Annotated in this window: 5 protein-coding genes and 4 pseudogenes; 1 reads left to right on the top strand and 8 read right to left on the bottom strand. The window is 72.8% G+C overall.

Features of this window, described 5'->3' with window-relative positions; all coding sequences use genetic code 11:
- Positions 1-16: 16 nt before the first annotated feature.
- The 3 genes and pseudogenes from LNW71_RS36445 to LNW71_RS36450 all read right to left on the bottom strand — a co-directional run.
- Positions 17-4491 (bottom strand): annotated as a pseudogene (locus LNW71_RS36445) (type I polyketide synthase); the annotation flags it as partial.
- Positions 4492-4653: 162 nt separating this feature from the next.
- Positions 4654-6075: pseudogene (locus tag LNW71_RS36870) on the bottom strand (beta-ketoacyl reductase); the annotation flags it as partial.
- Complete coding sequence (locus LNW71_RS36450; RefSeq protein WP_374119512.1) at positions 5964-9935, bottom strand: type I polyketide synthase; 3972 nt, start codon at positions 9933-9935, stop codon at positions 5964-5966. The gene LNW71_RS36450 and the pseudogene LNW71_RS36870, both read right to left, overlap by 112 nt.
- A 78-nt stretch (positions 9936-10013) precedes the next feature.
- On the opposite strand from LNW71_RS36450, the gene LNW71_RS07465 reads away from it, so the two are divergent.
- Positions 10014-10163, top strand: a complete 150-nt coding sequence (locus tag LNW71_RS07465) for a hypothetical protein (protein WP_250967508.1) — start codon at positions 10014-10016, stop codon at positions 10161-10163.
- A gap of 44 nt (positions 10164-10207) precedes the next feature.
- Here the strand turns inward: LNW71_RS07465 and LNW71_RS07470 are convergent, their stop codons facing one another.
- The 5 genes and pseudogenes from LNW71_RS07470 to LNW71_RS07490 form a co-directional block, all read right to left on the bottom strand.
- Positions 10208-11671, bottom strand: coding sequence for a beta-ketoacyl reductase (locus LNW71_RS07470; RefSeq protein ID WP_250967509.1), 1464 nt, complete (start codon positions 11669-11671; stop codon positions 10208-10210).
- The gene (locus tag LNW71_RS07475) at positions 11584-14877 is read right to left on the bottom strand and encodes a type I polyketide synthase (RefSeq protein WP_250967510.1); all 3294 of its coding nucleotides are present in this window, start codon (positions 14875-14877) and stop codon (positions 11584-11586) included. The genes LNW71_RS07470 and LNW71_RS07475 overlap by 88 nt, the downstream gene beginning before the upstream one ends.
- 147 nt (positions 14878-15024) lie before the next feature.
- Positions 15025-15237, bottom strand: a complete 213-nt coding sequence (locus tag LNW71_RS07480; protein ID WP_250972260.1) for a hypothetical protein — start codon at positions 15235-15237, stop codon at positions 15025-15027.
- A 117-nt stretch (positions 15238-15354) separates the two neighbouring features.
- Positions 15355-15615: pseudogene (locus LNW71_RS07485) on the bottom strand (acyl carrier protein); the annotation flags it as partial.
- Between the two features lie 242 nt (positions 15616-15857).
- A pseudogene (locus LNW71_RS07490) lies at positions 15858-25745 on the bottom strand (SDR family NAD(P)-dependent oxidoreductase); the annotation flags it as partial.
- Positions 25746-25799 lie beyond the last annotated feature (54 nt).

A 25799-nucleotide genomic window follows, 5' to 3' on the forward strand; every position in this document is an offset into this window, starting at 1 on the left:
CTGCTCTGCGGTACGCGGCCAGCGCGTCCAAGAACGCGTTCGCCGCGGCGTAGTTGCCCTGACCCGGGTTGCCGAGGACTCCGGCAGCCGAGGAGAAGAGGACGAAGGCCGCGAGGTCCATGCCCCGCGTCAGCTCGTGCAGGTTCAAGGCCGCGTCCACCTTCGGACGCAGCACCGCCCCACCCGCTCCGGCGTCAGCGAACCGATCACCCCGTCGTCCAGCACACCCGCCAGGTGCACCACACCCACCAACGGCCGATCCGCCGGAATAGCCCCCAGCACACCCGCCAACGCCTCCCGGTCAGCCGCATCACACGCCTCGACCACCACCTCGGCACCCCGACCGGCCAACTCCTCGACCAGCTCCGCCACGCCCTCGGCCCCGGCACCGCGCCGGCTCGTCAGCACCAGCCGCCGCACCCCGCGCTCCGCCACCAGGTGACGTGCGAACACCCGGCCCAGCGTCCCCGTACCGCCCGTAAGCAACACCGTCCCGGCTGAACCGAACTGCACGCCTCCCGTGTCCTCCGCAGACGGCAGGGCACGTTCCAGCCGCCCCACATGCGCACGGCTCCCTCGCACCACCACCTGGGACTCGCTCAGCGCCACCACCCGTGCCACGCCGGCCAGACCACTCACGTCGTCCGGCTCGCCGTCCAGCAGCACCACACGTCCCGGGTTCTCCGACTGAGCCGACCGCACCAACCCCCACACAGCCGCACCCGCCACGTCCGCCAGACCTTCGCCCGGCAGCGCCACGGCACCTACCGTCCGCACCACCAACCGCGCCTCACCAAAACGCTCATCGCTCAACCACTCCTGCACCACCGCCAACGCCTCGCACACCGCATCCCGCACCACACCCGCGGATCCAACCCCCACCTCACCGGCGCCGCCGCGGGTCGAATCGAACACCACCACATCCGGCACCACGACACTCGACGAGCCCGCCACCTCGCTCCAACGACCCACCGAGAGAACCTCGACGGCTCCCGTGTCCGGCAGCGCCACCTCGGGCCACTCCACCCCGAACAGCGACCCCCGGACGCCCGACTCCGCCACCGCACGCCGCTGCCCCTCCACCGCACGCAACGCCAGCGAACCCACCGACGCCACCACACCACCACCCGCATCGGCCAACACCACCGACACCCGGCCCTCACCCACCACCGACACCCGAACCCGCACCACCGACGCACCCACCACACCCAACGACACACCCGACCACGCAAACGGCAACGCAGCCCCCTCACCCACCGCACCCGACAACGCCACCCCATGCAACGCCGCATCGAACAGCGCGGGATGCAGTGCGTAGGTTCCCGGCTCGATGCCTTCGGGGAGACCGACCTCGGCGAAGACGTGCTCGTCGGTCCGCCAGGCTTCACTCAGCCCGCGGAAGGACGGACCGTAGCGCAGCCCCGCTTCCGCCATGCCGTCGTAGAAGTCGTCCAGCTCCACCGGTTCCGCGCCCGCCGGCGGCCACTGCCCCGCGCTCCACGCCACGTCCTCGACGCCTACGGCATCGGCCACGACGGCGAGCGAACCGGTGGCGTGCCGCACCCACGGCAGGTCCGTCGCCTCGCCGCGCGAGTGAATGGTGACCGCTCGCCGGCCGGACTCATCGGGCGAGCCGACGACGACCTGGAGGGCGACGCCGCCATGGTCCGGAAGAACCAGCGGTGTTTCGAGGGTCAGCTCTTCCAGAGTGGTGCAGCCGACCTCGTGTGCCGCTCTCAGCGCAAGTTCCACGAAACCGGTGCCGGGAAAGAGCGTGGTGTCACCGACTGCGTGATCCGCGAGCCAGAGCTGCGATTCGGTGGACAGGCGACCGGTCAGCACCACGCTGTCCGATTCGGGCGACGACACCACCGCGCTCAGAAGGGGGTGGCCGGCAGATTCCTGTCCGATGGACTCGAGGTCCGTACCGCGCTGCTCGCCGACGATCCAGTAGTTCTGGTGCTGGAAGGCGTACGTCGGCAGATCGACGCGACGCGCACCCGAACCCTCGAAGAACCGGGCCCACTCCACCGGAACACCGCCCACGTGCAACTGACCCAGCGCCGTGACGGCCGTTGACACCTCGGGGCGGCCCTTACGCACCAACGGCACGAACAGCGACGTCGATTCCGGGTCCACCGACTGCTGCGCCATCCCGCTCAGCACACCGTCCGGACCCACCTCCACGAACGACGTCACACCCCGCGACACGACAAACGACACCGCGTCCGCGAACCGCACCGCTTCACGGACATGCCGCACCCAGTACTCCGGCGTGCCCCAACCCTCCGACAGGTCCCCGGACACACCCGACACGACAGGAATCGACGGGGCACCGAACTCCAGCCCGGCCACCACCGCCCCGAACTCCGCCAACATCGGCTCCATCAAAGGCGAATGGAAGGCGTGCGACACCCGCAGCGCGCTCGTCCGACGCCCCTGACCGGCGAACTTCTCCACCAGATCAGCAACCGCCGCCTCCGCGCCCGAGACGACCACGGAACGCGGACCGTTGAGCGCCGCAATGCCCACCTCACCGCTCAGCAGCGGAAGCACCTCAGCCTCCGTCGCCTCCACCGCCACCATCGAGCCGCCGGCGGGAAGCGCCTGCATCAACCGGCCACGCGCCACCACCAGCTCAGCCGCATCCGCCAGCGACACCGCACCCGCCACATGCGCGGCTGCGATCTCACCCACGGAATGACCCACCAGGAAATCCGGACGCACACCCCACGACTCCGCCAGCCGGAACAACGCCGTCTCCACCGCGAACAACCCCGCCTGAGCGAACATCGTCCCGTTCAACAGGTCAGCGTCCTCGCCCCAGACCACGTCACGCAGCGAACGCCCCAACCGGGCGTCCAGCTCGCCGACCACCGCATCGAACGCCTCCGCGAACACCGGAAACGCCTCGTACAACTCCCGGCCCATCCCGAGCCGCTGCGCACCCTGCCCTGTGAACAGGAACGCGACCTTGCCCGCCGGCCGCACGGAGCCCCGCACCACCGACGGCGACGGCTCGCCATCGACCAGCGCGGTCAGGCCCCGCACCAACTCCTCACGGCCCGAAGCCGCCACCACCGCACGGTGCTCCAGCACCGCACGCGACACCACCGACGAGAAACCCAGATCCAGCAGCGAAGAGGAAGCCCGTATCTGCTCCAGCAACTTCCCGGCCTGACCAGACAGGCCCGCCTCGCTCCGCGCCGACAGCACGACCGGCACCACCGGCAGCTCAGCGACGGTCCCCGTCTCCGGCTCCGCCACCACCGGAGCCTGCTCCACGATCACATGCGCGTTCGTGCCACTCAGCCCGAACGACGACACACCCGCACGCCTCGGCCGATCCCGCTCCGGCCAATCCCGCGACTCCGTCAACAACTCCACCGCACCCGCAGCCCAGTCCACCTGCGGCGTCGGCACATCCACATGCAACGTCCTCGGCAACACACCATGCCGAATCGCCTGCACCGCCTTGATCACACCACCCACACCCGCAGCAGCCTGCGCATGCCCAAGATTCGACTTCAACGACCCAAGCCACAGCGGATCACCCTCCGGGCGCCCCTGCCCATACGTCGCCAGCAGCGCCTGCGCCTCGATCGGGTCACCCAACCGGGTCCCCGTCCCATGCGCCTCCACCAGATCCACCTGATCCGACGAAATCTGCGCATCAGCCAACGCCGCACGAATCACCCGCTGCTGCGAGGGACCATTCGGAGCCGTCAGCCCATTACTCGCCCCGTCCTGATTCACCGCGCTGCCCCGCACCACGGCCAGGACGTCGTGTCCGAGCCGCCGGGCGTCCGACAGTCGCTCGACCAGCAGCACGCCGACACCCTCGGACCAGGCGGCACCGTCCGCGGCACCCGCGAACGACTTGCACCGGCCGTCCTTCGCCAACCCGCGCTGACGGCTGAACTCCACGAAGACCTCGGGCTCCGACATGACGGCGACGCCGCCCGCCAGCGCGAGGGAGCACTCCCCCGAACGCAGCGCCTGGATCGCGAGGTGCAGGGCCACCAGCGACGACGAGCACGCGGTGTCCACCGTCATCGACGGGCCTTCGAGGCCGAGTACGTAGGAGATCCGGCCGGAGGCGATACCGCCCGTGCTCGCGTTGTGTGCGTAGTCGTGGTACATCATTCCGGCGAAGACGCCGGTCCGGCTCTCCTTGAGGGAGAGCGGGTCGATGCCGGCCCGTTCGAACGCCTCCCAGGACGTCTCCAGCAGCAGCCGCTGCTGCGGGTCCATGATCAGGGCCTCGTTCGGGCTGATGCCGAAGAACGCCGGGTCGAATCCAGGGGCGTCGTCCAGGAACCCGCCGCGGGCGACGTAGCTGGTGTCCGGCCGTATGCCTTCCGGGTCGTAGATCTTCCGCAGGTCCCAGCCCCGGTCGGTCGGGAAGTCGGAGATGAGGTCGGCGCCCTCGGTCACGGCCTGCCAGAGGTCTTCGGGTGAGCCGACGTTGCCCGGGTAGCGGCACGCCATGCCCACGATCACGATCGGGTCGTCGGCGTGAGCGGCGAGGCCAGGACTCACCGCGGCGACGGGGGCCGTCGCGGGAGCGTCGGAACCGGCCACCTCGCTCAGCAGGTGGCGGGCCAGGGCCACCGGGGTGGGGTAGTCGAAGACGACCGTGGCGGGGAGACGGAGCCCAGCGGCCTCGGCCAGCGCGTTACGGAACTCCACCGCCCGCAGGGAGTCGAAGCCGAGGTCCTTGAACGCCTTCTCCGGCTCGATGGCCTGGAGTGAGCTGTAGCCGAGGACGGAGGCGACCTGTTCGAGGACGACCTCCAGCACGGCGGCTTCCCGCTCGGGCTCGGCGAGGCGCGCGAGCCGCTGCTGAAGGCCGTTCGCCTCGACGTGCCCCGTGGCCCTGCGCCGGGTGACGACCGGGACCAGGGTGCGGAAGAGTTCGCGGCTGCTGTCGCCCTGGGCCCGTACGGCGGCGAGGTCGAGGTGCACCGGGACGATCACCGGTGCGGTCATCCGTAGCGCGGCGTCGAACAGCGCCACACCGCTCTCCGAGGAGATCGGGAAGACGCCGCCGACGGAGGAGATACGGGAGCGTTCCGCGCCGGACAGTTTGCCGGTCATCCCGCTGGCCTCGTCCCAGAAGCCCCAGGCGAGGGAGTGGGCGGGTAGTCCTTCTGCTCTGCGGTACGTGGCCAGCGCGTCCAGGAACGCGTTCGCCGCGGCGTAGTTGCCCTGGCCCGCGTTGCCGAAGGTGCCGGCCACCGAGGAGAAGAGGACGAAGGCCGCGAGGTCCATGCCCCGCGTCAGCTCGTGCAGGTTCAGCGCCGCGTCCACCTTCGGATGCAGCACCGCCTCCACCCGCTCCGGCGTCAGCGAACCGATCACCCCGTCATCCAGCACACCAGCCAGATGCACCACCCCCACCAACGGCCGATCCGCCGGAATCGCCCCCAACAGGCTTTCCAGGGAAGCCCGGTCGGCGGCATCGCACGCCTCCACCACGACCTCGGCGCCCCAGCCCGCGAGCTCCTCCACCAGCTCCGCCACGCCCTCGGCCGCGCCACCGCGCCGACTCGTCAGCACCAGCCGCCGGACCCCGCGCTCCACCACCAGGTGACGTGCGAACACCCGGCCCAGCGTCCCCGTACCGCCCGTAAGCAGCACCGTCCCGGCTGAACCGAACTCCACGCCCTCGTTCTCGTCCTCATCGGCCGGCTGCGCCGCGCGCACCAGCCGGCCCACGTGGGCGCGGCCCTCGCGCACCACCACCTGCGATTCGCCCAGGGCCACCACCCGTACCGCTTCGTCGGCGGTGGTACCCGAGGCGCTGTCCAGCAGGACCAGGCGTCCCGGGTTCTCCGACTGAGCGGACCGCACCAATCCCCACACCGCAGCACCCGCCACGTCCGCCAGACCTTCGCCCGGCAGCGCCACGGCACCTACCGTCCGCACCACCAACCGCGCCTCACCAAAACGCTCATCGCTCAACCACTCCTGCACCACCGCCAACGCCTCGCACACCGCATCCCGCACACCACCCGCCGAACCAACCCCCACCTCAACAGCGCCGCCGCGGGTCGAATCGAACACCACCACATCCGGCACCACGACACTCGACGAGTCCGACGAGCCCGCCACCTCGCTCCAACGCCCCACCGAGAGAACCTCGACGGCTCCCGTATCCGGCAGCGCCACCTCGGGCCACTCCACCCCGAACAACGATCCCCGGACGCCCGACTCCGCCACCGCACGCCGCTGCCCGTCCACCGCACGCAACGCCAGCGAACCCACCGACGCCACCACACCACCACCCGCATCGGCCAACACCACCGACACCCGGCCCTCACCCACCACCGACACCCGAACCCGCACCACCGACGCACCCACCACACCCAACGACACACCCGACCACGCAAACGGCAACGCAGCCCCTCACCCACCGCACCCGACAACGCCACCCCATGCAACGCCGCATCGAGAAGGGCAGGGTGGAGCTGGAAGTCGGTCGCCGGGGTTCCTGCGTGCAGGGCGACCTCCGCGTAGAGGTCGCCGTCCGAGCGCCAGGCCGCGTTCAGTCCGCGGAAGGCGGGCCCGTACCGCAGGCCCTCCTCGGCCATGCCGTCGTAGAACCCGTCCAGGTCGACCGGCTCCGCACCGGCGGGCGGCCACTGGCCCGAGGCCCAGTCGGCGCTCTCGGAGCCGTTCGCCCCCGAGGCCGCGGGCGCAGGCGCGAGGATGCCGGTCGCGTGGCGGGTCCACGGTTGGTCGCCGTCCTCCGGGCGGGCGTGCACGGTCACCTGGCGGCGGCCGTCGTCACCTGCCGTGCCGACCGTGACGCGTACCGCCGCGCCGCCCCGTTCGGGGACGATCAGCGGGGTCTCCAGCGTCAGTTCGTCGATGACCGGGCAGCCGACCTGGTCACCGGCGTAGATCGCGAGCTCCACATGTCCGGTGCCGGGGAAGAACGCGTCATCGCCCACGCGGTGGTCGCCGAGCCACGGGTGCGCGCCGAGGGACAGGCGGCCCGTCAGGCTGAGCGCGTCCGTGTCCGGGGCCGAGACCCGGGCGCCGAGCAGCGGGTGGCCGGCCGGTTCGAGACCTGCGGTCAGCACGTCGCCGGCGCCGGCGGGCGCGGTGACCCAGTAGCGCTCGCGCTGGAAGGCGTACGTCGGCAGCTCCACGCGGGTGGTGGGCGCGGCGTCGTGGAACAGGCTCCAGTCGACCGGGGCGCCGTGCACGTAGGCCTCGGCCAGTGACAGGGCGAAGCGGTCCGGCCCGCCGCTGTGCCGGCGCAGCGAGCCGACGGCGGTGGCGGTGGCCGAGGTGGCGGCGACGGTCTCGCCGAGGGCGATGAAGAGGCCCGGGTGGGGGCTGGCCTCCACGAAGAGGGTGAACCCGTCGTCGAGCATGGCGCGGGTGGTGTCCTCGAAGCGCACGGTGCGGCGCAGGTTCTCGTACCAGTAGCCGGCGTCGAGTGCGGTGGTGTCGAGGGGGCCGCCGGTGACCGTGGAGTAGAAGGTCGTGGTGGAGGGGCGCGGTGTCACCTCGGCTATCTCGGCCAGGAGGCGGTCGCGGATCTCCTCGACGAACACCGAGTGCGAGGCGTAGTCCACCGGTATCCGGCGGGCCTGCACGCCCTGGGCATCCAGGTGGGCGTACAGCTCGTCGAGGGCTTCCGTCTCGCCGCACACGACGGTGGAGGCGGGGCTGTTGACCACGGCGATCTGGAGCCGGTCGCCCCAGCCGCTCAGCACCGACTCGGCCTCAGCGGAGGGCAGTGCGACCGACATCATGCCGCCGCGCCCCGCGAGGTCCTGGCGGATGATCCTGCTGCGGAGCGCGACGACGCGCGCGCCGTCCTCCAGTGAGAGGGCCCCGGCGACGCAGGCGGCCGCGATCTCTCCCTGGGAGTGGCCGACGACGGCGGCGGGCTCCACACCGCACGCACGCCAGAGGCCCGCGAGGGAGACCATGACGGCCCACAGGACGGGCTGGACGACATCGACCTCGTCGAAGGTGGGTGCTCCCGGGCGCTGGTGGACGACGTCGAGGAGGTCCCAGTCGGTGAAGGGGGCCAGCGCGTCGGCGCACTCGCGCATCCGGTCGGCGAACACCGGGGAGGACGCGAGGAGTTCGACGGCCATGCCGACCCACTGGGAGCCCTGGCCGGGGAAGACGAAGGCGACCTGGGCGGGGCCGGTGGCGGTGCCCCGGATCACGTGCGGTGCCTTGGTGCCGTCCGCGAGTGCGTCCAGGCCGGTGAGCAAGGGGGTGGGCTCGCTCCCGTCCGTGCCGGAGAGTGCTCCGGTGTCCAGGACGACGGCACGGTGCTCGAACGCGGTGCGGGTGGCGATCAGGGCGTGGCCGATGTCCTCGGGCCTGGCTGCGGCGCCGGCTCCGTCACGTACGAAGGAGGCCAGCCGGTCCGCCTGGGCGCGCAGAGAGGCGGCGCTGCGTCCGGAGACGAGGTACGGGGTGACGGGCGCGGTGAAGGGGACCGTCCGGCTGTCCGTGGCCGGCTGTCCCTCGACCGGTTGCGCGGTGTTCCCTTCGCTCGTCGCGGTGGTCGCACCCGGCCCGTTGTCGGTGCCCGTCGCGGCGGGTTCCGGCGCCGGTGCCTCCTGGAGGATCACGTGGGCGTTGGTGCCGCTGAGCCCGAACGCGGAGATGCCGGCCGTGCGCGGGTGGCCGTGCTGCGTCCAGGGTTCGGCTTCGGTGAGCAGGCTGACGTGGCCGGAGGTCCAGTCGACGTGGGTGGAGGGTTGGTCGACGTGCAGGGTCCTGGGCAGCACGCCGTTGCGCAGGGCCATCACCATCTTGATGACGCCGCCGACGCCCGCCGCCGCCTGGGCGTGGCCGATGTTGGCCTTGAGTGAGCCGAGCCGCAGCGGCTGTTCGGCGGTGCGGTCCTGGCCGTACGTGGCGAGCAGGGCCTGCGCCTCGATGGGGTCGCCGAGTGTGGTGCCGGTGCCGTGCGCCTCGACGACGTCGACGTGGGCGCCGGGCACGCGTGCGTTGGCGAGCGCCTGGCGGATGACGCGTTGCTGGGACGGGCCGCTGGGGGCGGTGAGGCCGTTGGAGGCCCCGTCGGAGTTGATGGCCGATCCCCGGACGACGGCGAGCACGGGGTGACCGTTGCGGCGGGCGTCGGAGAGGCGCTCCAGCAGGACGATGCCCGCGCCCTCCGACCAGCCGGTGCCGTCGGCGGTGTCGGAGAACGCCTTGCACCGCCCGTCGGGCGCGAGGCCGCGCTGCTTGCTGAAGGCGACGAAGGGCGCGGGCGTCGACATGACCATGACGCCACCGGCCAGTGCGAGGCTGCATTCGTCCTGGCGCAGGGCCTGTGCGGCGAGGTGCAGGGCGACGAGCGACGACGAGCAGGCGGTGTCGACGGTGAAGGAGGGGCCTTCGAGGCCGAGGGTGTAGGAGATGCGGCCGGAGATGACGGAGGCGGCCCGCGCGGTGGCCATGTAGGCCTCGACGGCCTCGGGTACGCCTTCGGGGAAGTCTCCGTAGTCCTGGATGCCGGATCCCATGTAGACGCCGACGCGGCCGCCGCGCAGGGTCTCCGGATCGATTCCGGCGCGTTCGAAGGCTTCCCAGGCGACTTCGAGGGTGAGGCGCTGCTGCGGGTCGGTGGCCTCCGCCTCCATGGGGCCGATGCCGAAGAACCCGGCGTCGAAGTCGCCCGCGCCCTGGAGGAATCCGCCCTGGTGCACGTAACTGGTGCCCGGCTGGGAGGCGTCCTCGCCCATGAGCTGGTCGAGGTCCCAGCCCCGGTCGTCCGGCATGCCCGACACGGCGTCGCGGCCCTCGGCGACCAGCTGCCACAGTTCCTCGGGGGTGCTCACCCCGCCGGGGAAGCGGCAGCCCATGGCCACGACGGCGATGGGTTCCTGCGCGGCGGCCTGGGCGTCCTGGAGGCGGCGCCGGGTGCGGTGCAGGTCTGCGGTCACCTTTTTGAGGTAGTCGAGGATCTTCTCGTCGTTGGCCATATCGGTCTCACCGAGTCCTTTAGGTCAGATGCCGGCAGCGTGCCCGTGTCAGGCGAGGCCGAGTTCCTGGTCGATGAAGGCGAGGACGTCGTCGGCGGAGGCCTCGTCGAGCGAGTCCCGCACGGCGGCCACCCCCGTTTCGCCGCTCTGGAGGGTGGTCAGGGTGTCGAGGAGGGTCTGCAGCCGTGAGGTGATGCGGCTGCTGCGGATCTCCTCGATGTCCAGCGCCCCGATCAGTTCCTCGAACCGGTCGACCTCGGCGAGGACCGGCGTCGCGGTGTCGTCGCTGTCGGGGAAGAGCCGGGTGTGCAGGTGGTCCGCGAGCGCGGTGGGGTGGCGTAGTCGAAGACCAGCGTCGCGGGCAGCTTGGTGCCGGTGGCGGCGGTCAGGGCCTGGCGGAGTTCCACGGCGGCGACGGAGTCGAAGCCGAGGTCCTCGAAGGCGCGTTGCGGGTCGAGTTGGGAGGGCGCGTCGTAGCCGAGCAGGGTCGCGACGCGGGTGCGTACGAGGTCGAGCAGCGCCCGGCCGCGCTCGGCGGCGGAGAGGCCGGCGAGCCGTGCCATCAGACCGTCGGCGTCGGAGGTCGCGGAGTCCGGTTCGGCGGCGAGGATCTCGCGCACGTCGTCGAGTGCGTCGAGCAGTGGACGGGGGCGGGCGAGCGTGTACGTGGGGGCGAAGCGGGACCAGTCGAACTCGGCGACGACGAGATGGCTCTCGTCGTGCTCCAGGGCCTGCTTCAGTGCGCCGATGGCGAGGTGGGGGTCCATGGCGGGTGCGCCGATGCGTTCCATCACGGCGCTGAGTTCGGCGTCGACCATGCCGCCCTGCCAGGAACTCCAGGCCACGGAGGTGGCGGTGAGTCCGCGGGCGCGGCGGCGGTGTGCGAGGGCGTCGAGGTGGGCGTTGGCGGCGGCGTAGGCGGCCTGTCCGGCGCTGCCCCAGACGGCGGCGCCGGAGGAGAAGAGGACGAAGGCGTCGAGGGGGCGGTCACCGAGGAGGTCGTCGAGGTGGTGGGCACCGGTGACCTTGGCGTGGCCGACGGCTGCGAACTCGTCCTCGGTCAGTTCGGTGAGCGGTGCCATGCGCTGCATGGCACCGGCGGCGTGCACGACGGTGGTCAGGGGCAGTTCCTCAGGTACGGCGTCGAGGACCCGGGCGAGTGCGGCGCGGTCGGTGACGTCGCAGGCGGCGAGGGTCACCCGGGTGCCGGCCGCCTCCAGTTCGCCGGCGAGTTCGCGGGCTCCGGCGGCCGCGTCGCCGTGCCGGCTGAGGAGGAGCAGGTGCGGGATGCCGTCGGCGGCGAGCATGCGGGCGACGTGTGCGCCGAGGCCGCCGGTGCCGCCGGTGATCAGCGCGGTGCCGTGCGAGGGGCGGGCCCGGAGCGGGGTGCGGTCGCCGAGGGGGGCGCGGACCAGGCGGCGGGCGAGGATGTGGTCGGCGCGCAGGGCCACCGCGTCCTCGCCGGTGGCGCCCGAGAGCACGTCGCAGAGTCGGTGCAGGTCGGCGGCGCCCGGTTCGGCGGGGAGGTCGACGGTGCCGCCCCAGGTGTCGGGGTGGTCGAGGGCGAGGCCGCCGCCGAGCCCCCAGAGCTGGCTCTGTGCCGGTGCGGTCAGCTCGGTGGAACGGGAGGTGGCGACGGCTGACTGCGTGACGCACCAGAGACGGGGGGCGTCCGGGGTGTCGGCGAGCGCCTGCACGAGAGTGACGGTGGCCGTGAGGCCCCTGGTGAGGTGGGGGTGAGCAGGTACGGGGCGCTCGTCGAGGGCGAGCAGCGAGACGACCCCGGCGGCGGGCTGTGCGGCGAGCCGGGCGGCGAGGTCGGCGCGGCTCTGTCCGGGGACGGCCTCGATGACGTACGGGGAGGCGCCGCGTTCGATGAGTGCGGCCAGGATCGCGGTGACCGTGGGGTGTCGGCCTGTCCTTCGGGGACGGCGACGAGCCAGGGGGCGTCGAGCGCGGTGGCGGCGGCGGCCGGCGTGGTGACGGGCTGCCAGACGACGCGGTAGCGGAGGTTGTCGAGGGCGGCCCTCTCCTGGTGGAGCCGGCGCCAGCGTGCCATCGCGGGCAGGACCTCGCCCAGTGCGGTCTCGGTGACCGAGAGCCGGTCGGCGAGGGCGGCGACGTCCTGCCGGTCGACGGCCTCCCAGAAGGCGGCTCCGGCCGGGTCGGCGGCGCTGTCTGCGGTGTGCTGGGCCTCGGGGCGCTCCAGCCAGTGGCTGCGGCGCTGGAAGGGGTAGGTGGGGAGAGGGACGCGCTGGGCGCCCCGGCCCGCGAAGAGGCCGTTCCAGTCGACGGCACTGCCGTGCGCGTGGGCGTGGGCAACGGCGGTGACCAGGGTGCGTTCCTCGCCGCGGGCCCGGCGCATGACGGGGACGCACAGGGTCTCGTCGACGGGTGTCAGGCAGTCGGCCGCCATGGGGGTGAGCGCGGCGTCCGGGCCGATCTCGATGAGAACACGGACCCCTTCGGCGTGCAGGGTGCGTACGCCGTCGCGGAAGCGGACCGCTTCGCGGACGTGGCGGACCCAGTAGTCGGCCGAGGTCAGTTCGTCGGGTCCGGCGAGCCGGCCCGTCAGGTGGGAGACGACGGGCAGCCGGGGTGCGTGATACGTCAGCCGGGCGGCCACGTCCCGGAATTCGTCGAGCATGGGTTCCATGAGCGGCGAGTGGAAGGCGTGCGACACGTTCAGCCGCTTCGTCCGGCGCCCCAGCGCGGCGAAGTGCTCCGCGACCGCGAGCGTCTGCGCCTCCGCCCCCGACACCACCACGGCCGACGGGCCGTTCACCGCGGCCAGCCCCACCTCACCGCCCAGCAGCGGGAGCACTTCCGCCTCCGACGCGGCCACCGCCACCATCGCCCCGCCCGAGGGCAGCGCCTGCATCAACCGACCGCGTGCCACCACCAGTTCAGCCGCGTCCGCCAATGACAGCACGCCCACCACATGCGCGGCCGTGATCTCACCGATCGAGTGTCCCGCCACCACATCGGCGCGCACACCCCACGACTCCACCAGCCGGAACAACGCCGTCTCCACCGCGAACAACCCCGCCTGAGCGAACATCGTCCCGTTCAGCAGACCGGCGTCCTCGCCCCAGACCACGTCACGGAGCGAACGCCCCAACCGGGCGTCCAGCTCGGCGACCACCGCGTCGAACGCCGCCGCGAACACCGGAAACGCCTCATACAGCTCCCGGCCCATCCCGAGCCGCTGCGCACCCTGACCCGTGAACAGAAAGGCCGTCAGACCCTCCGCGGCAGGACCCGCCGACGTGACCACATCGGCACTCTCCCGGCCCGCCACCAGGTCGGACAACGCGCGCAGCGCCGCCTCACGGTCCGCGGGGAGCACCACCGCGCGGTGGTCCAGCACGGCCCGCGTCGTCGCCAGCGAGTAGCCGACATCCGCCAGCGACTCGTCCGGGTGGGACTCCACATGGGCGAGGACGCGAGCCGCCTGCGCGGTGAGGGCGTCGGGGGTCTTGGCGGAGAGCGGCAGCGGGATCAGCGAGGACGTCACGGTGGGCGGGGCCTCCGGTTCGCCCTCCTCGGCCGCGGGCGCCTGCTCGATGATGACGTGGGCGTTGGTGCCGCTGAGCCCGAAGGCGGAGACGGCGGCGCGGCGGGGGCGTCCGCGGTCCGGCCAGGCGATGGCGTCGGTGAGCAGGGAGATGTTGCCGGTGGACCAGTCGACCTTCGGCGTCGGGCCGTCCACGTGGAGGGTGCGGGGCAGGATGCCGTGCCGCATGGCCTGCACCATCTTGATGATTCCGCCGACACCGGCGGCGGCCTGGGCGTGCCCGATGTTCGACTTGACCGAGCCGAGCCACAGCGGCTGGTCGGCGGGGCGGCCCTGGCCGTACGTGGCCAGCAGGGCCTGCGCCTCGATCGGGTCGCCGAGTGTGGTGCCGGTGCCGTGCGCCTCCACCGCGTCGACCTGGTCGGCGGTGAGCTGGGCGGCTGCGAGGGCCTGGTGGATGAGGCGTTGCTGTGCGGGGCCGTTGGGCGCGGTGAGGCCGTTGCTGGCTCCGTCGGAGTTGACGGCGCTGCCCCGGACCACGGCGAGCACGCGGTGTCCGTTGCGCCGGGCTTCGCTGAGCCGTTCGACGACGAGCATGCCGACGCCTTCGCCCCAGCCGGTGCCGTCGGCGGCCGCCGCGAAGGACTTGCACCGGCCGTCGGGGGCAAGGCCGCGTTCCTGGCTGAAGCCGACGAAGGAGGTGGGTGTGGCCATCACGGTGACGCCGCCGACCAGGGCCAGGTCGCACTCGCCGGTGCGTAGCGACTTGACCGCCCAGTCGAGGGCGACGAGGGAGGACGAGCAGGCGGTGTCGACGGTGACGGCCGGCCCCTGGAGCCCGAGGGTGTAGGAGACCCGGCCGGAGGCGACGCTGGCCAGGCCGCCGGTGCCGCCGTCGGTGGCGTAGTCGTGGTAGACGACGCCGGCGAACACCCCGGTGAGGGAGCCCTTCAGGGAGAGCGGGTCCACTCCGGCGTGCTCCAGCGCCTCCCATGACGTCTCCAGCAGCAGGCGCTGCTGGGGGTCGGTCTCCCGGGCGTCCTTGGGGCTCATCTTGAAGAAGTCGGCGTCGAACCGGTCGGCCTCGTGGAGGAAGCCGCCCTCGCGGGCGTACGTCCGTCCGGGCGTGGCGGGTTCGGGGTCGTACAGCCCGTCCACGTCCCAGCCCCGGTTGACCGGAAAGGCCGTGATGCCGTCGCGGCCCTCGGCCACGAGTTCCCACAGCTGGTCGGGCGAGGTCACGCCGCCCGGGTAGCGGCAGCTCATGCCGACGATCGCGATCGGCTCGTGCTCCTTGGCCTCGGCTTCCCGCAGACGGCGCTTCACCTGCCGCAGGTCGGCCGTGGCCCGCTGGAGGTAGTCGCGAAGCTTGTCCTGGGTTGCCATCTGTACCTCAACCAATCTCGGTGCGGGTGTCAGCCGTGCCGGGCGGAGCCGGTGCTGTGAAGGCCGGTGTGCGCGAAGGGGCAGAACGTGCGTGGTGGGGCCGGTGGACCTGCCGGGCGGGGCTCCGGCGTGCTGGCGGTGGGGGCGCTAGAGGAGGCCGATCTCCTGGTCCAGTACGTCGAACAGCTCGTCGTCGGTGACCGAGTCGAGGGCGTCGTCCTCGTGCGCGGTGCTGCTGAAGTCGTCGCCGTGGGTGTCCTGCCAGCGGCGCAGCAGCGCTTCCAGGCGGGAGGTGATGCGCGGGCGGTCCCCGGCATCGGGATGAGCGGCGGTGAGGGTCGCGTCGAGCTGGTCGAGCATCCCCAACAGGGCGCTGGTGTCGTCCTGTTCATCGGATCCGTCGCCGATCAGTCCGGCGAGGTGTGCCGCGGTGGCACGGGAGTCCGGGTGGTCGAAGACGAGGCTGGCGGGGAGGCTGAGGCCGGTGGCACTGCCGAGCCTGCGGCGCAGTTCGACGGCGGCCAGTGAGTCGAAGCCGAGGTCCTGGAAGGCCCGGTCGGGGCCGACCGCCTCGGGGGTGGGGTGGCCCAGCAGGGTGGCGACGTGTGAGCGGACCAGTTCGAGCAGGATGCGGACCCGTTCGTCCTCGCCCCGCCCGGCGAGGCGTCGGTGCAGGTCGGCGGCGGCGGAGAGGCCGGTGCCCGGACGGGTTCCGGGGCGGCCGGGCGTGCGCGCCAGTGTGTCGAGTACGGGGGCAGGTGGCCGGCCAGGGAGCGCAGGACGCCCTGGTCGGGGTGGAGGGCGAGCAGGGAGGCGGCCGGGGTGCGCAGCGCGTCGTCGAGGAGCGCTGTGGTGCGCGCGGCGGTCAGCGGCAGGAGTCCGGTACCGGCCTCGCCCGTGGGGCCGGTGCCGGCCGCCCCCGGAGTGAGTGCGACGGCTGTGGCGGGGAGGCCCAGGGTGTGCCGGTGCCGGGCGAGGGCGTCCAGGAAGGTGTGCGTGGCGGCGGTGTGGGCGGCGCCGGCTCCGTGGACGAGGCCGTCGGTCGAGGTAAGCAGGACGAAGGCCGCCAGGTCGAGGCCGGCGGTGAGTTCGTGGAGGTTCCAGGCGGCGTCGGCGTTCCTGCGCAGGCCTTCGTCGAGGAGGTGCGGGGTGCGTGCGCCGATCGGTGCGCTCTCCCCGACGGGGCCCGTGTGGACGACCGCGCAGAGCGGCCGGCTGTCGGGGAGGCCGGCCAGCAGGGCGGCGAGCGCGTCGCGGTCGGCGGGGTCGCAGTCGCTGACGACCAGTTCGGCGTCGGTGCCCTCCGTGAGCGCGTCCGTCGCCGCCGAGGCGGTGGCTCCGCCGGCGACGAGGACGCGGGCGGCGCCGTGTGCGGTGACGAGGTGGCGGGCCAGTGCGGCGCCGGTCGGCGAGAGCCCACCGGTCAGGAGCACGGTGCCCCCGGGCGTGAGCGTGGTCGCGTTGCCGCCCGGTTGGGCCGGGACCAGCTTCGGCAGGAGAACGGTGCCGCCCCGGACGGCGAGTTCGTCGGCGCCGGTGGCGAGCGCGTCCGGCAGTGCGGTCGCCGAGGCGTCCAGCCCGTCCACGTCGGCGAGGACGAACCGCCCGGGGTGCTCGCTCTGCGCCGCCCGCACGAGACCCCATACGGCTGTGTGCCGGATGTCCGGTGTCCCGTCCCCCGCCTCGACGGCGTGGCGGGTGACGACGACCAGTCTGGTCGCTCCTGCCTCCGGTGCGTGGCGCTCCGGTGCGTGGCGCAGGAACTCCCGCAGGTGCTCCAGGATCTCGCCGCTGTGGGTACGCACGGCCTGCGGCACGTCGCCGGTGGAGTCGGGCAGGGGAAGCAGTACGAAGTCGGGGGCGGCCCCGGCCGAGGGGTCGCGCGGGTCGTAGACGGGGAAGGGGAGGCCGGTACGCGGGTCTTCCAGGGGGCCGGCGGCGGCAAGCACGGCCGTCGTGGATCCGAGGCGGGTGATGTCGACGGGCGCGGGCGCCCACTCCAGCCGGTACAGCGCGCCCGCGGGTGCGCCGGTGGCCAGTTCGGCCGGGGCGACGGGCAGCCACGCGATGTCGGTCGCCGTCAGCACGGGCCGCCCCTGGCCGTCCGCGAGGTCGAACGACGCATGGTCCTGGCCGGTCGCCCCGACCCGGATCCGCAGCTCGGTGGCGCCGGTGCGGTGCACCTGCACACCGGTCCAGGTCGCGGGGCTCAGCGGCGCGTCACCGGCCGGTTCCGTGCCGTCCGGCAGGGCCCCGAAGCGGGCGAGCTGGACGGCGGCGTCGAGCAGGGCCGGGTGCAGCGCCCACTGCTCGCCGCCGGTGCTGTCGTCGAGTACGGCCTCGGCGAAGAGTTCGTCCCCGCGCCGCCAGGCGGCGTGGAGGGTACGGAAGGCCGGGCCGTGGCCGTGGCCGAGGGTGAACAGCCGGTCGTAGAGGGCGCCCGGGTCCACCGGCGTGGCGCCGGGCGGCGGCCAGGCGGTCGCTCCCTGCGCCGGGTCGGCGGCGGGCGGGGCGAGGACGCCCCGGGCGTGCCGCACCCATGACGCGTCGTCGTCTCCCGGCCGCGCGCCCTGTGACCTGGAGTGGATGTCGACCGTACGGCGGCCGTCGTCCGTCTCCGGGCCGACGGTGACGCGCAGCTCGGCGCCGGGGCCCGCCGGGAGCGGCAGCTGCGCCGTCACGGTCAGCTCGTCCAGGCGGGGGCAGCCCGTCTCCCTCCCGGCGTTCAGGGCGAGGTCCGTGAAGGCGGCGGCGGGCAGGACGGGGGTCCCCATCAGGTCGTGGTCGTCGAGCCAGGGCAGTTCGGCACGGTCCAGCCGGCCGGTCAGGACGGCTCCGCCGTCGGGGAGCGCGACGACCGCGCCGAGCAGCGGGTGTCGCGTCGCGCCGATTCCGGCGGCGGTGAGGTCGGCCCCGCCCCGCTCGGGCAGTGCCCAGAACGGCTCACGCCGGAACGCGTACGTCGGCAGGTCGATGCGGCTCGCCCCGCTGCCGGCGAAGAACTCCGCCCAGGCGACCGGGACATGGCGGCTGTGGACGAGAGCGAGGGCCCGCACGAGCTCCGCCGGCTCGTCGCGGTCGCGGCGGGAGAGCGGCACGAACGCGGCGCCGGTCGACTCGGGCAGGCAGGCGGGCCCGAGGGCGGACAGCGCCGCGTCCGGACCGATCTCCAGGTACGTGGTGACGCCCGCCTCGTCCAGGGTGCGTACGGCGTCGGCGAACCGTACGGCTTCACGCACGTGCCTGACCCAGTGGGCGGGGTCTGCGAGGTCGGCGGCCGTGACGACGCGTCCGGTCAGGGTCGAGACGAGCGGCACGGACGGCTCGCTCGCCGTCAGCCCGGCGGCGGCGCGCGCGAAGTCGGCCAGCATGGGCTCCATCAGCGGCGAGTGGAAGGCGTGCGACACCCGCAGCGGCTTGGCCGAGCGGCCCAGCATCGCGAAGTGGTCCGTCACGGCTCGCACGGCGGCGACGGTGCCCGACACGACCACGGATTGGGGTCCGTTGACGGCGGCGACGGTCACCTCGTCGGTGAGCAGGGGCGCCACCTGGTCCTCGCTCGCCCGCAGGGCGGCCATGGCCCCGCCCTCCGGCAGCGCCTGCATCAGCCGGCCGCGTGCGGCGACCAGACGTGCGGCGTCCGTCAGCGACAGGGCCCCGCAGACATGGGCGGCGGCCAGTTCGCCGATGGAGTGTCCGGCGAGGAAGTCGGGGCGGACGCCCCAGGACTCCAGCAGCCGGAACTGGGCCACCTCGAAGGCGAAGAGTGCCGCCTGCGTGTACGCGGTGCGGTTCAGGGCGGCCTCGTCCTCGCGGACGACGGCGGCGAGCGGCCGGTCGAGGTGGGCGTCGAGCGCGCCCACCGCCTCGTCGAAGGCCTGCGCGAACACGGGGTAGGTCCGGTGGAGCCCCCCGCCCATGCCGAGGCGCTGGGCGCCCTGGCCGGAGAAGAGGAAGGCGGTCGGTCCGCCGCCGGGCCGTCCGGTGTCCTGCGCGGCCACGAGTGCGGCCGGGGAGCCGCCGTCCGCGAGCACGGCCAGGTCACGCAGGGCCTGTGCCCGGTCGGTGACCAGGAGCGCCGCGCGCTGGTCCAGGGGGGTGCGGGTGGTGGCCAGGGAGTGGGCGACGTCGAGTGTGCCCGCGCCGGGCCGGGACTCCAGGTGCGCCAGGAGCCGCCCGGCCTGACGGGCTATGCCCTCGGGGTCGCGCGCCGACAGGAGCCACGGCACGGGGGCGCTGTGCTCGGCGGTGGGCGCGGTGCCCGCCGCCGCGCCGGGGGCCGGCTCTCCGCCGGTGTCCGCCGCCACGCCGGGGCCGGCCGCGGGCGCCTCGATGATCACGTGGGCGTTGGTGCCGCTGATACCGAACGACGACACTCCGGCACGGCGCGGCCGGTCCACCTCGGGCCACGGGGTCGGCGCCGTCAGCAGGGTGACGTCACCGGTCTCCCAGTCGACCCGGGGCGAGGGCTCGTCCAGGTGGAGGGAGGCCGGCAGGACGCCGTGCCGCATCGCCTCGACCATCTTGATCACCCCTGCGATGCCGGCGGCGGCCTGGGCGTGACCGATGTTCGACTTGATCGAGCCGAGGTACAGCGGCCTGCCCTCGACACGGTCCTGGCCGTAGGTGGCGAGCAAGGCCTGCGCCTCGATGGGATCGCCCAGGGTGGTTCCGGTGCCGTGGGCCTCTACGGCGTCCACGTCGGCGGCGCCCAGTCCCGCGTTCGCGAGTGCCTGCCGGATGACGCGCTGCTGGGACGGCCCGTTGGGGGCCATGAGCCCGTTGCTGGCACCGTCCTGGTTGACGGCGCTGCCGCGCAGGACCGCCAGGACCGGATGGCCGTTGCGGCGGGCGTCGGAGAGCCGCTCGATCACGAGCATGCCCGCACCCTCGGACCATGCGGCGCCGTCCGCGGCCGACGAGAACGAGCGGCACCGGCCGTCCCGGGACAGTCCGCGCTGCCGGGCGAACTCGACGAACGTCTCCGGGGTCGACATCACGGTCACGCCGCCGACCAGGGCCATCCCGCACTCGCCGGACCGCACAGCCTGCGCGGCGAGGTGCAGGGCGACCAGGGACGACGAGCACGCGGTGTCGACGGCCAGCGAGGGGCCCTCAAGACCGAAGGTGTACGAGACGCGGCCGGGGCCGAGCGATCCGGCGGCGCTGTTGCCCGCGTAGTCGTGGTACATCGTGCCGGTGAAGACGCCGGTCGCGGTGCCCTTGAGTGACGTCGGATCGATCGTCGCCCGCTCCATCGCCTCCCACGCCACCTCCAGCAGCAGCCGGTGCTGGGGGTCGGTGGTCAGCGCGTCGTTCGGGCTGATTCCGAAGAAGCCGGGATCGAAGTCGGCGGCGTCGTGCAGGAATCCACCGTGCCGTACGTAGCAGGTGCCGGGCCGGGTGGACTCCGGGTCGTAGAGCCCCTCCAGATCCCAGCCCCGGTTGCGGGGAAACTCGGTGATGGCGTCGACACCGTCGTCGACGAGCTGCCACAGGTCCTCGGGCGAGCGGACTCCGCCCGGATAGCGGCAGGCCATGGAGACGATGACCACGGGGTCGCCGTCGGCGGACGGCGTGGTGGCCGTGGCGGCGGCGACGGCGCTGTCGCCCGAGAGCAGGGTGTCCAGATGCCCGGCGACCGCGCGGGCGTTGGGGTGGTCGAAGACCAGCGTGGCGGGCAGCCGCAACCCGGTCGCGGAGGCGAGCAGGTTGCGCAGTTCCATCGCGGTCAGCGAATCGAACCCGATCTCGGTGAAGGCCCGGTCGGGCTCCACGTCGGCCGCGGAACCGTGGCCGAGCACGGACGCCACCTGGGCCCGTACGAGGTCGAGCAGGGCCCGCAGCCGCTCCTTCGGCGCCAGGGCGGCGAGGCCGGACCGGGGCTGCCGAGCGGTGGGAGCGGAGGCGGCGCGCGCCTTGCGGCGGACCAGACCGGACATGATCGGCGACGGCGGCTCCGCCGACCGCAGGGTCTTCAGGTCGAGGCGGACCGGCAGGAGCACCGCATCTGCCGACTGCCCGGCCTCGTCCAGCAGTGCCAGTGCGTGGGCCGGCACGAGCGGTTCCACACCGGAGCGGCTCATGCGCCGCAGATCGGTGTCGTCGAGCGCGCTCGCCATGCCGTCGCCGTCGGCCCACAGACCCCACGCGAGCGACTGGCCCGGGAGGCCGAGCCCCTGCCGCAGGACGGCGAGGGCGTCCAGGAACGCGTTGCCGGCTGCGTAGTTGGCCTGGCCGGGATTGCCGAGGACGCCTGCGACGGACGAGAAGAGGACGAAGCTGGAGAGGTCCAGATGTGCCGTCAGTTCGTGCAGGTTCCATGCCGCGTCGATCTTCGGCCGCAGTACCCCGGCCAGCCGGGCGGGAGTGAGCGAGCCGAGGGTGGCGTCGTCCAGCACCCCGGCGCAGTGGACGACCGCGGTCGGCGGGTGCGCGGTCAGCAGGGCCCGCACGGCCTCCCGGTCGGCGAGGTCGCACGCGGCGACGGTCACCTCGGCGCCCAGGCCGGACAGTTCGGCGCGCAGCTCGGCCGCTCCCGGTGCGTCGAGTCCTCGGCGGCCGGTGAGCACCAGCCGCCGGACGCCGTGCCCGGTGACGAGATGACGTGCGACGAGGGCGCCGAGGGTGCCCGTACCGCCCGTGACCAGCACGGTCGTGTCGTCGCCTGCGAACGGGGAGCGGGGCGGGGCATCGGACGGGCGCGGTTCGTTCGCGTCGTTCGCGCGGTGCACTCCGGCGGTGGCGTCCGTGGCCCGGGGCCGCCGGTCCGCCGTGTCCGGTGCGGGCAGGACGCGGGCCAGCCGGGGCACCCACACGCCGCTGTCGCGGACCACCGTCTCGGGTTCGCCGGCAGCGGCCGACGCGGCGACATAAAGACGGGTGTCGGTGTCGGTGTCGGTGTCGGTGTCGGTGTCGGTGTCGGTGAGGAGAATACGTCCGGGGTTCTCCGTCTGAGCGGACCGCACAAGACCTGCGACGGCCGCGGCTGCCGGATGCCTGAGCGTCTCGCCCGGCAGGGCGACCGCGCCCCGGGTGACCACGAGCAGTCTGCTGGACGCGAACCGCTCGTCCGTCAGCCACTCCTGTACGACAGCGAGGGCGCGGGCGGTCAGTTCGTGGGCCCCGGACACCACGTCGGCGACGGGTGGCGGGCACTCCCAGACGAGGACGGCGGCCTCGGGCACGGAGCCGTTGTTCCGGTTGTCCCAGTTCACGGCGGCAACTTCGGGCGCGGCCGGAACGGGAGCCGGCGTGAGCGGCATCCATCGCACGGAGTACAGGGAACCGCGCTGTGCCGTGCCGGCCGTGGCCGCGACGGCCACCGGCCGAGTGACGAGGGCGCCCACGGAGAACACCGGGCGTCCTTCCGTGTCGGCTCCGTCCACGGTGATGCTGTCGGGTCCCGCCGGTGCGATTCTCACCCGGAGTCGGGCGGCGCCCGTGGCGTGGAGGCGGACGCCCTTCCATGCGAAGGGGAGCCGCGCCGTTCCCTCCCCGACGGGCGTCGCGTCGGGTCCGTCGAGAAGTGAGGCGTGCAGCGCGGCGTCGAGCAGCGCGGGGTGCAGGCCGTAGTGCTCGGCATCGGTGGCCGCCACCTCCGGCAGGGCCACCTCGGCGAATATCTCGCCGTCGCGCCGCCAGGCCGCGCGGAGCCCCTGGAATGCGGGGCCGTATCCGTACCCCTCTCCTGCCAACTGTCCGTACACATCGTCGAGTTCGATGGGCGACGCGCCTCGCGGGGGCCAGTGGGTGGCGTCGAGGACGGGGGCCGGCGAGTCCGGGAGCAGCACACCGTCGGCGTGCAGGGTCCACGGCGCGTCGCTCGCCTCGTCGTCCTCGTCCCGCGCGTGCACGGTGACGCTCCTGGCACCGGTGCCGTCGTCGGCCCCGACCACGATCCTGAGCTGGACGCCGCCGTGGGGCGGCAGCACCAGGGGGGCCTGGAGGGTCAGCTCGTCGAGCACGTCACATCCGACCCGCGCGCCGGCGCAGAGTGCCAGCTCCACCAGGCCCGTGCCGGGGAACAGTACGGAGCTGCCCATGCGGTGGTCGGCAAGCCACGGCTGACTTTCGAGGGACAGCCGGCCCGTCAGCACGGGCCCGTCCGAGCCGGGAAGAGCGACGGCGGCACCGAGGAGCGGGTGACCGGTGATGCCCAGGCCGAGCGAACCGGCGTCGAGTCCGCCGAGTTCCGCCTCCATCCAGTACCGCTCGCGCTGGAAGGCGTACGTCGGCAGCTCGACGCGGCGCGCACCCGAACCCTCGAAGAACCGGGCCCACTCCACCGGAACACCGCCCACGTGCAACTGACCCAGCGCTGTGACGGCCGTGGTCACCTCGGGGCGGCCCTTGCGCACCAACGGCACGAAGAGAGCTGACTCCGAGCGTGCGGACTGCTGCGCCATTCCGCTCAGGACGCCATCGGGGCCGAGCTCGACGTAGGAGGTGACGCCCTGGTCCTCCAGGAAGCGGACCGCGTCCGCGAACCGCACCGCTTCACGGACATGCCGCACCCAGTACTCCGGCGTGCCCCAACCCTCCGACAGGTCCCCGGACACACCCGACACGACGGGAATCGACGGAGCGCCGAACTCCAGCCCGGCCACGACCGCCCCGAACTCCGCCAACATCGGTTCCATCAACGGCGAATGGAAGGCGTGCGACACCCGCAGCGTGCTCGTCCGACGGCCCTGACCGGCGAACTTCTCCACCAGATCAGCAACCGCCGCCTCCGCGCCCGAAACAACGACAGAACGCGGACCGTTGAGCGCCGCGATGCCCACCTCGCGACTCAGCAGCGGAAGCACCTCGGCCTCCGTCGCCTCCACCGCCACCATCGAGCCGCCGGCGGGAAGCGCCTGCATCAACCGGCCCCGCGCCACCACCAGCTCAGCCGCATCTGCCAGAGACACCGCACCCGCCACATGCGCGGCCGCGATCTCACCGACCGAGTGACCCACCAGGAAGTCGGGACGCATGCCCCACGACTCCACCAGCCGGAACAACGCCGTCTCCACCGCGAACAACCCCGCCTGAGCGAACATCGTCCCGTTCAACAGGCCGGCGTCCTCACCCCACACCACGTCACGCAACGAACGCCCCAACCGGGCATCCAGCTCGGCGACCACCGCGTCGAACGCCTCCGCGAACACCGGGAACGCCTCATGCAGCTCCCGGCCCATGCCGAGCCGCTGCGCACCCTGCCCCGTGAACAGGAACGCGACCTTGCCCGCCGACCGCACCGATCCACGCACCACCGAAGCCGCGACACCGCCCTCCGCCAGCGCCGTCAGACCCCGCACCAACTCCTCACGACCCGACGCCGCCACCACCGCACGGTGCTCCAGCACCGCACGCGACACCACCGATGAAAAGCCCACATCCAGCAGCGAAGAAGCAGAGGACCCCAACCGGGCCAGCAACCGCGACGCCTGACCCGACAGCCCGGCCTCGCTCCGCGCCGACAACATCACCGGAACCACCGGCAGCTCAGCGACGGTCACCGCCTCCGGCTCCTCCACCACCGGAGCCTGCTCCACGATCACATGCGCGTTCGTACCACTCAGCCCGAACGACGACACACCCGCACGCCTCGGCCGATCCCGCTCCGGCCACACCCGCGACTCCGTCAACAACTCCACCGCACCCGCAGCCCAATCCACCTGCGGCGTCGGCACATCCACATGCAACGTCCTCGGCAACACACCATGCCGAATCGCCTGCACCGCCTTGATCACACCACCCACACCCGCAGCTGCCTGGGTGTGACCCAGGTTCGACTTCAACGAGCCCAGCCACAAGGGATCGTTGTCCGCCCGGCCCTGCCCATACGTGGCCAGCAGCGCCTGCGCCTCGATCGGGTCACCCAGCCGGGTCCCCGTCCCGTGCGCCTCCACCAGATCCACATCGGCGGCGGACAGCCCGGCGCTCTCCAGCGCCGCACGGATCACCCGCTGCTGCGACGGACCGTTCGGAGCCGTCATGCTGCTGGAGGCACCGTCCTGGTTGATCGCGCTGCCGCGGATCACCGCAAGCACCGGGTGACCGTTCCGCTGGGCGTCCGACAGGCGCTCCAGCATGAGCACGCCGACGCCCTCCGAGCAGCCGGTCCCATCGGCGTCGGCGGCGAAGGACTTGCAGCGGCCGTCCTTCGCCATGCCCCGCTGGTGGCTGAAGTACAGGAACATGTCCGGCGTCGTCATCACCGTCACGCCGCCGACCAGCGCCATCGAGCACTCGTCGGAGCGCAGTGCCTGGGCACCGAGGTGCATGGCCACGAGTGACGACGAGCACGCGGTGTCCACCGTGACCGACGGGCCTTCGAGGCCGAGGGTGTAGGAGACACGGCCCGAGACCAGGCTGCCGCCGGTCGTGGCGGCTGCCTCGGTGCCCAGTGCGTAGTCGTGGTACATCAGGCCGGCGAAGACGCCGGTCCGGCTGCCCTTCAGGGAGAGGGGATCGATCCCCGCACTCTCCACGGCCTCCCAGGACGCCTCCAGCAACAACCGCTGCTGCGGATCCATCCCCAACGCCTCACGCGGCGAGATCCCGAACAACCCGGCATCGAAATCAGCCGCGTCATAAAGGAAACCACCCTCACGCGTCACCGTCCGATTCGGCTTCCCCGGCTCCGGATCATAGAGCCCCTCCACATCCCACCCACGGTCCACCGGGAACCCCGAAACACCATCCCGGCCCTCCACCACCAAATCCCACAACTCATCCGGAGAACCCACCCCACCCGGATAACGACACGCCATCCCCACGATCGCGATCGGCTCACCGCTGCTCTTGCGTTCGGCGGCAGCGAGCCTTTTGCGCGTGTCACGCAAGTCGGCTGTCGCCCGGCGCAGATACTCGAGAAGTTTTTCCTCGTTACTCACCGAGCATGCCCTCCTGTGTCATGACGTTCAGCGGAC

Source organism: Streptomyces sp. RKAG290 (genome assembly GCF_023701695.1).
Lineage (GTDB): Bacteria > Actinomycetota > Actinomycetes > Streptomycetales > Streptomycetaceae > Streptomyces.

Excerpts from the sequence above, each read along its gene's own strand:
- LNW71_RS07475 (WP_250967510.1), bottom strand. The coding sequence starts at position 14,877 with ATGGCAACCCAGGACAAGCTTCGCGACTACCTCCAGCGGGCCACGGCC.
- LNW71_RS07480 (WP_250972260.1), bottom strand. The coding sequence starts at position 15,237 with ATGCTCGACCAGCTCGACGCGACCCTCACCGCCGCTCATCCCGATGCC.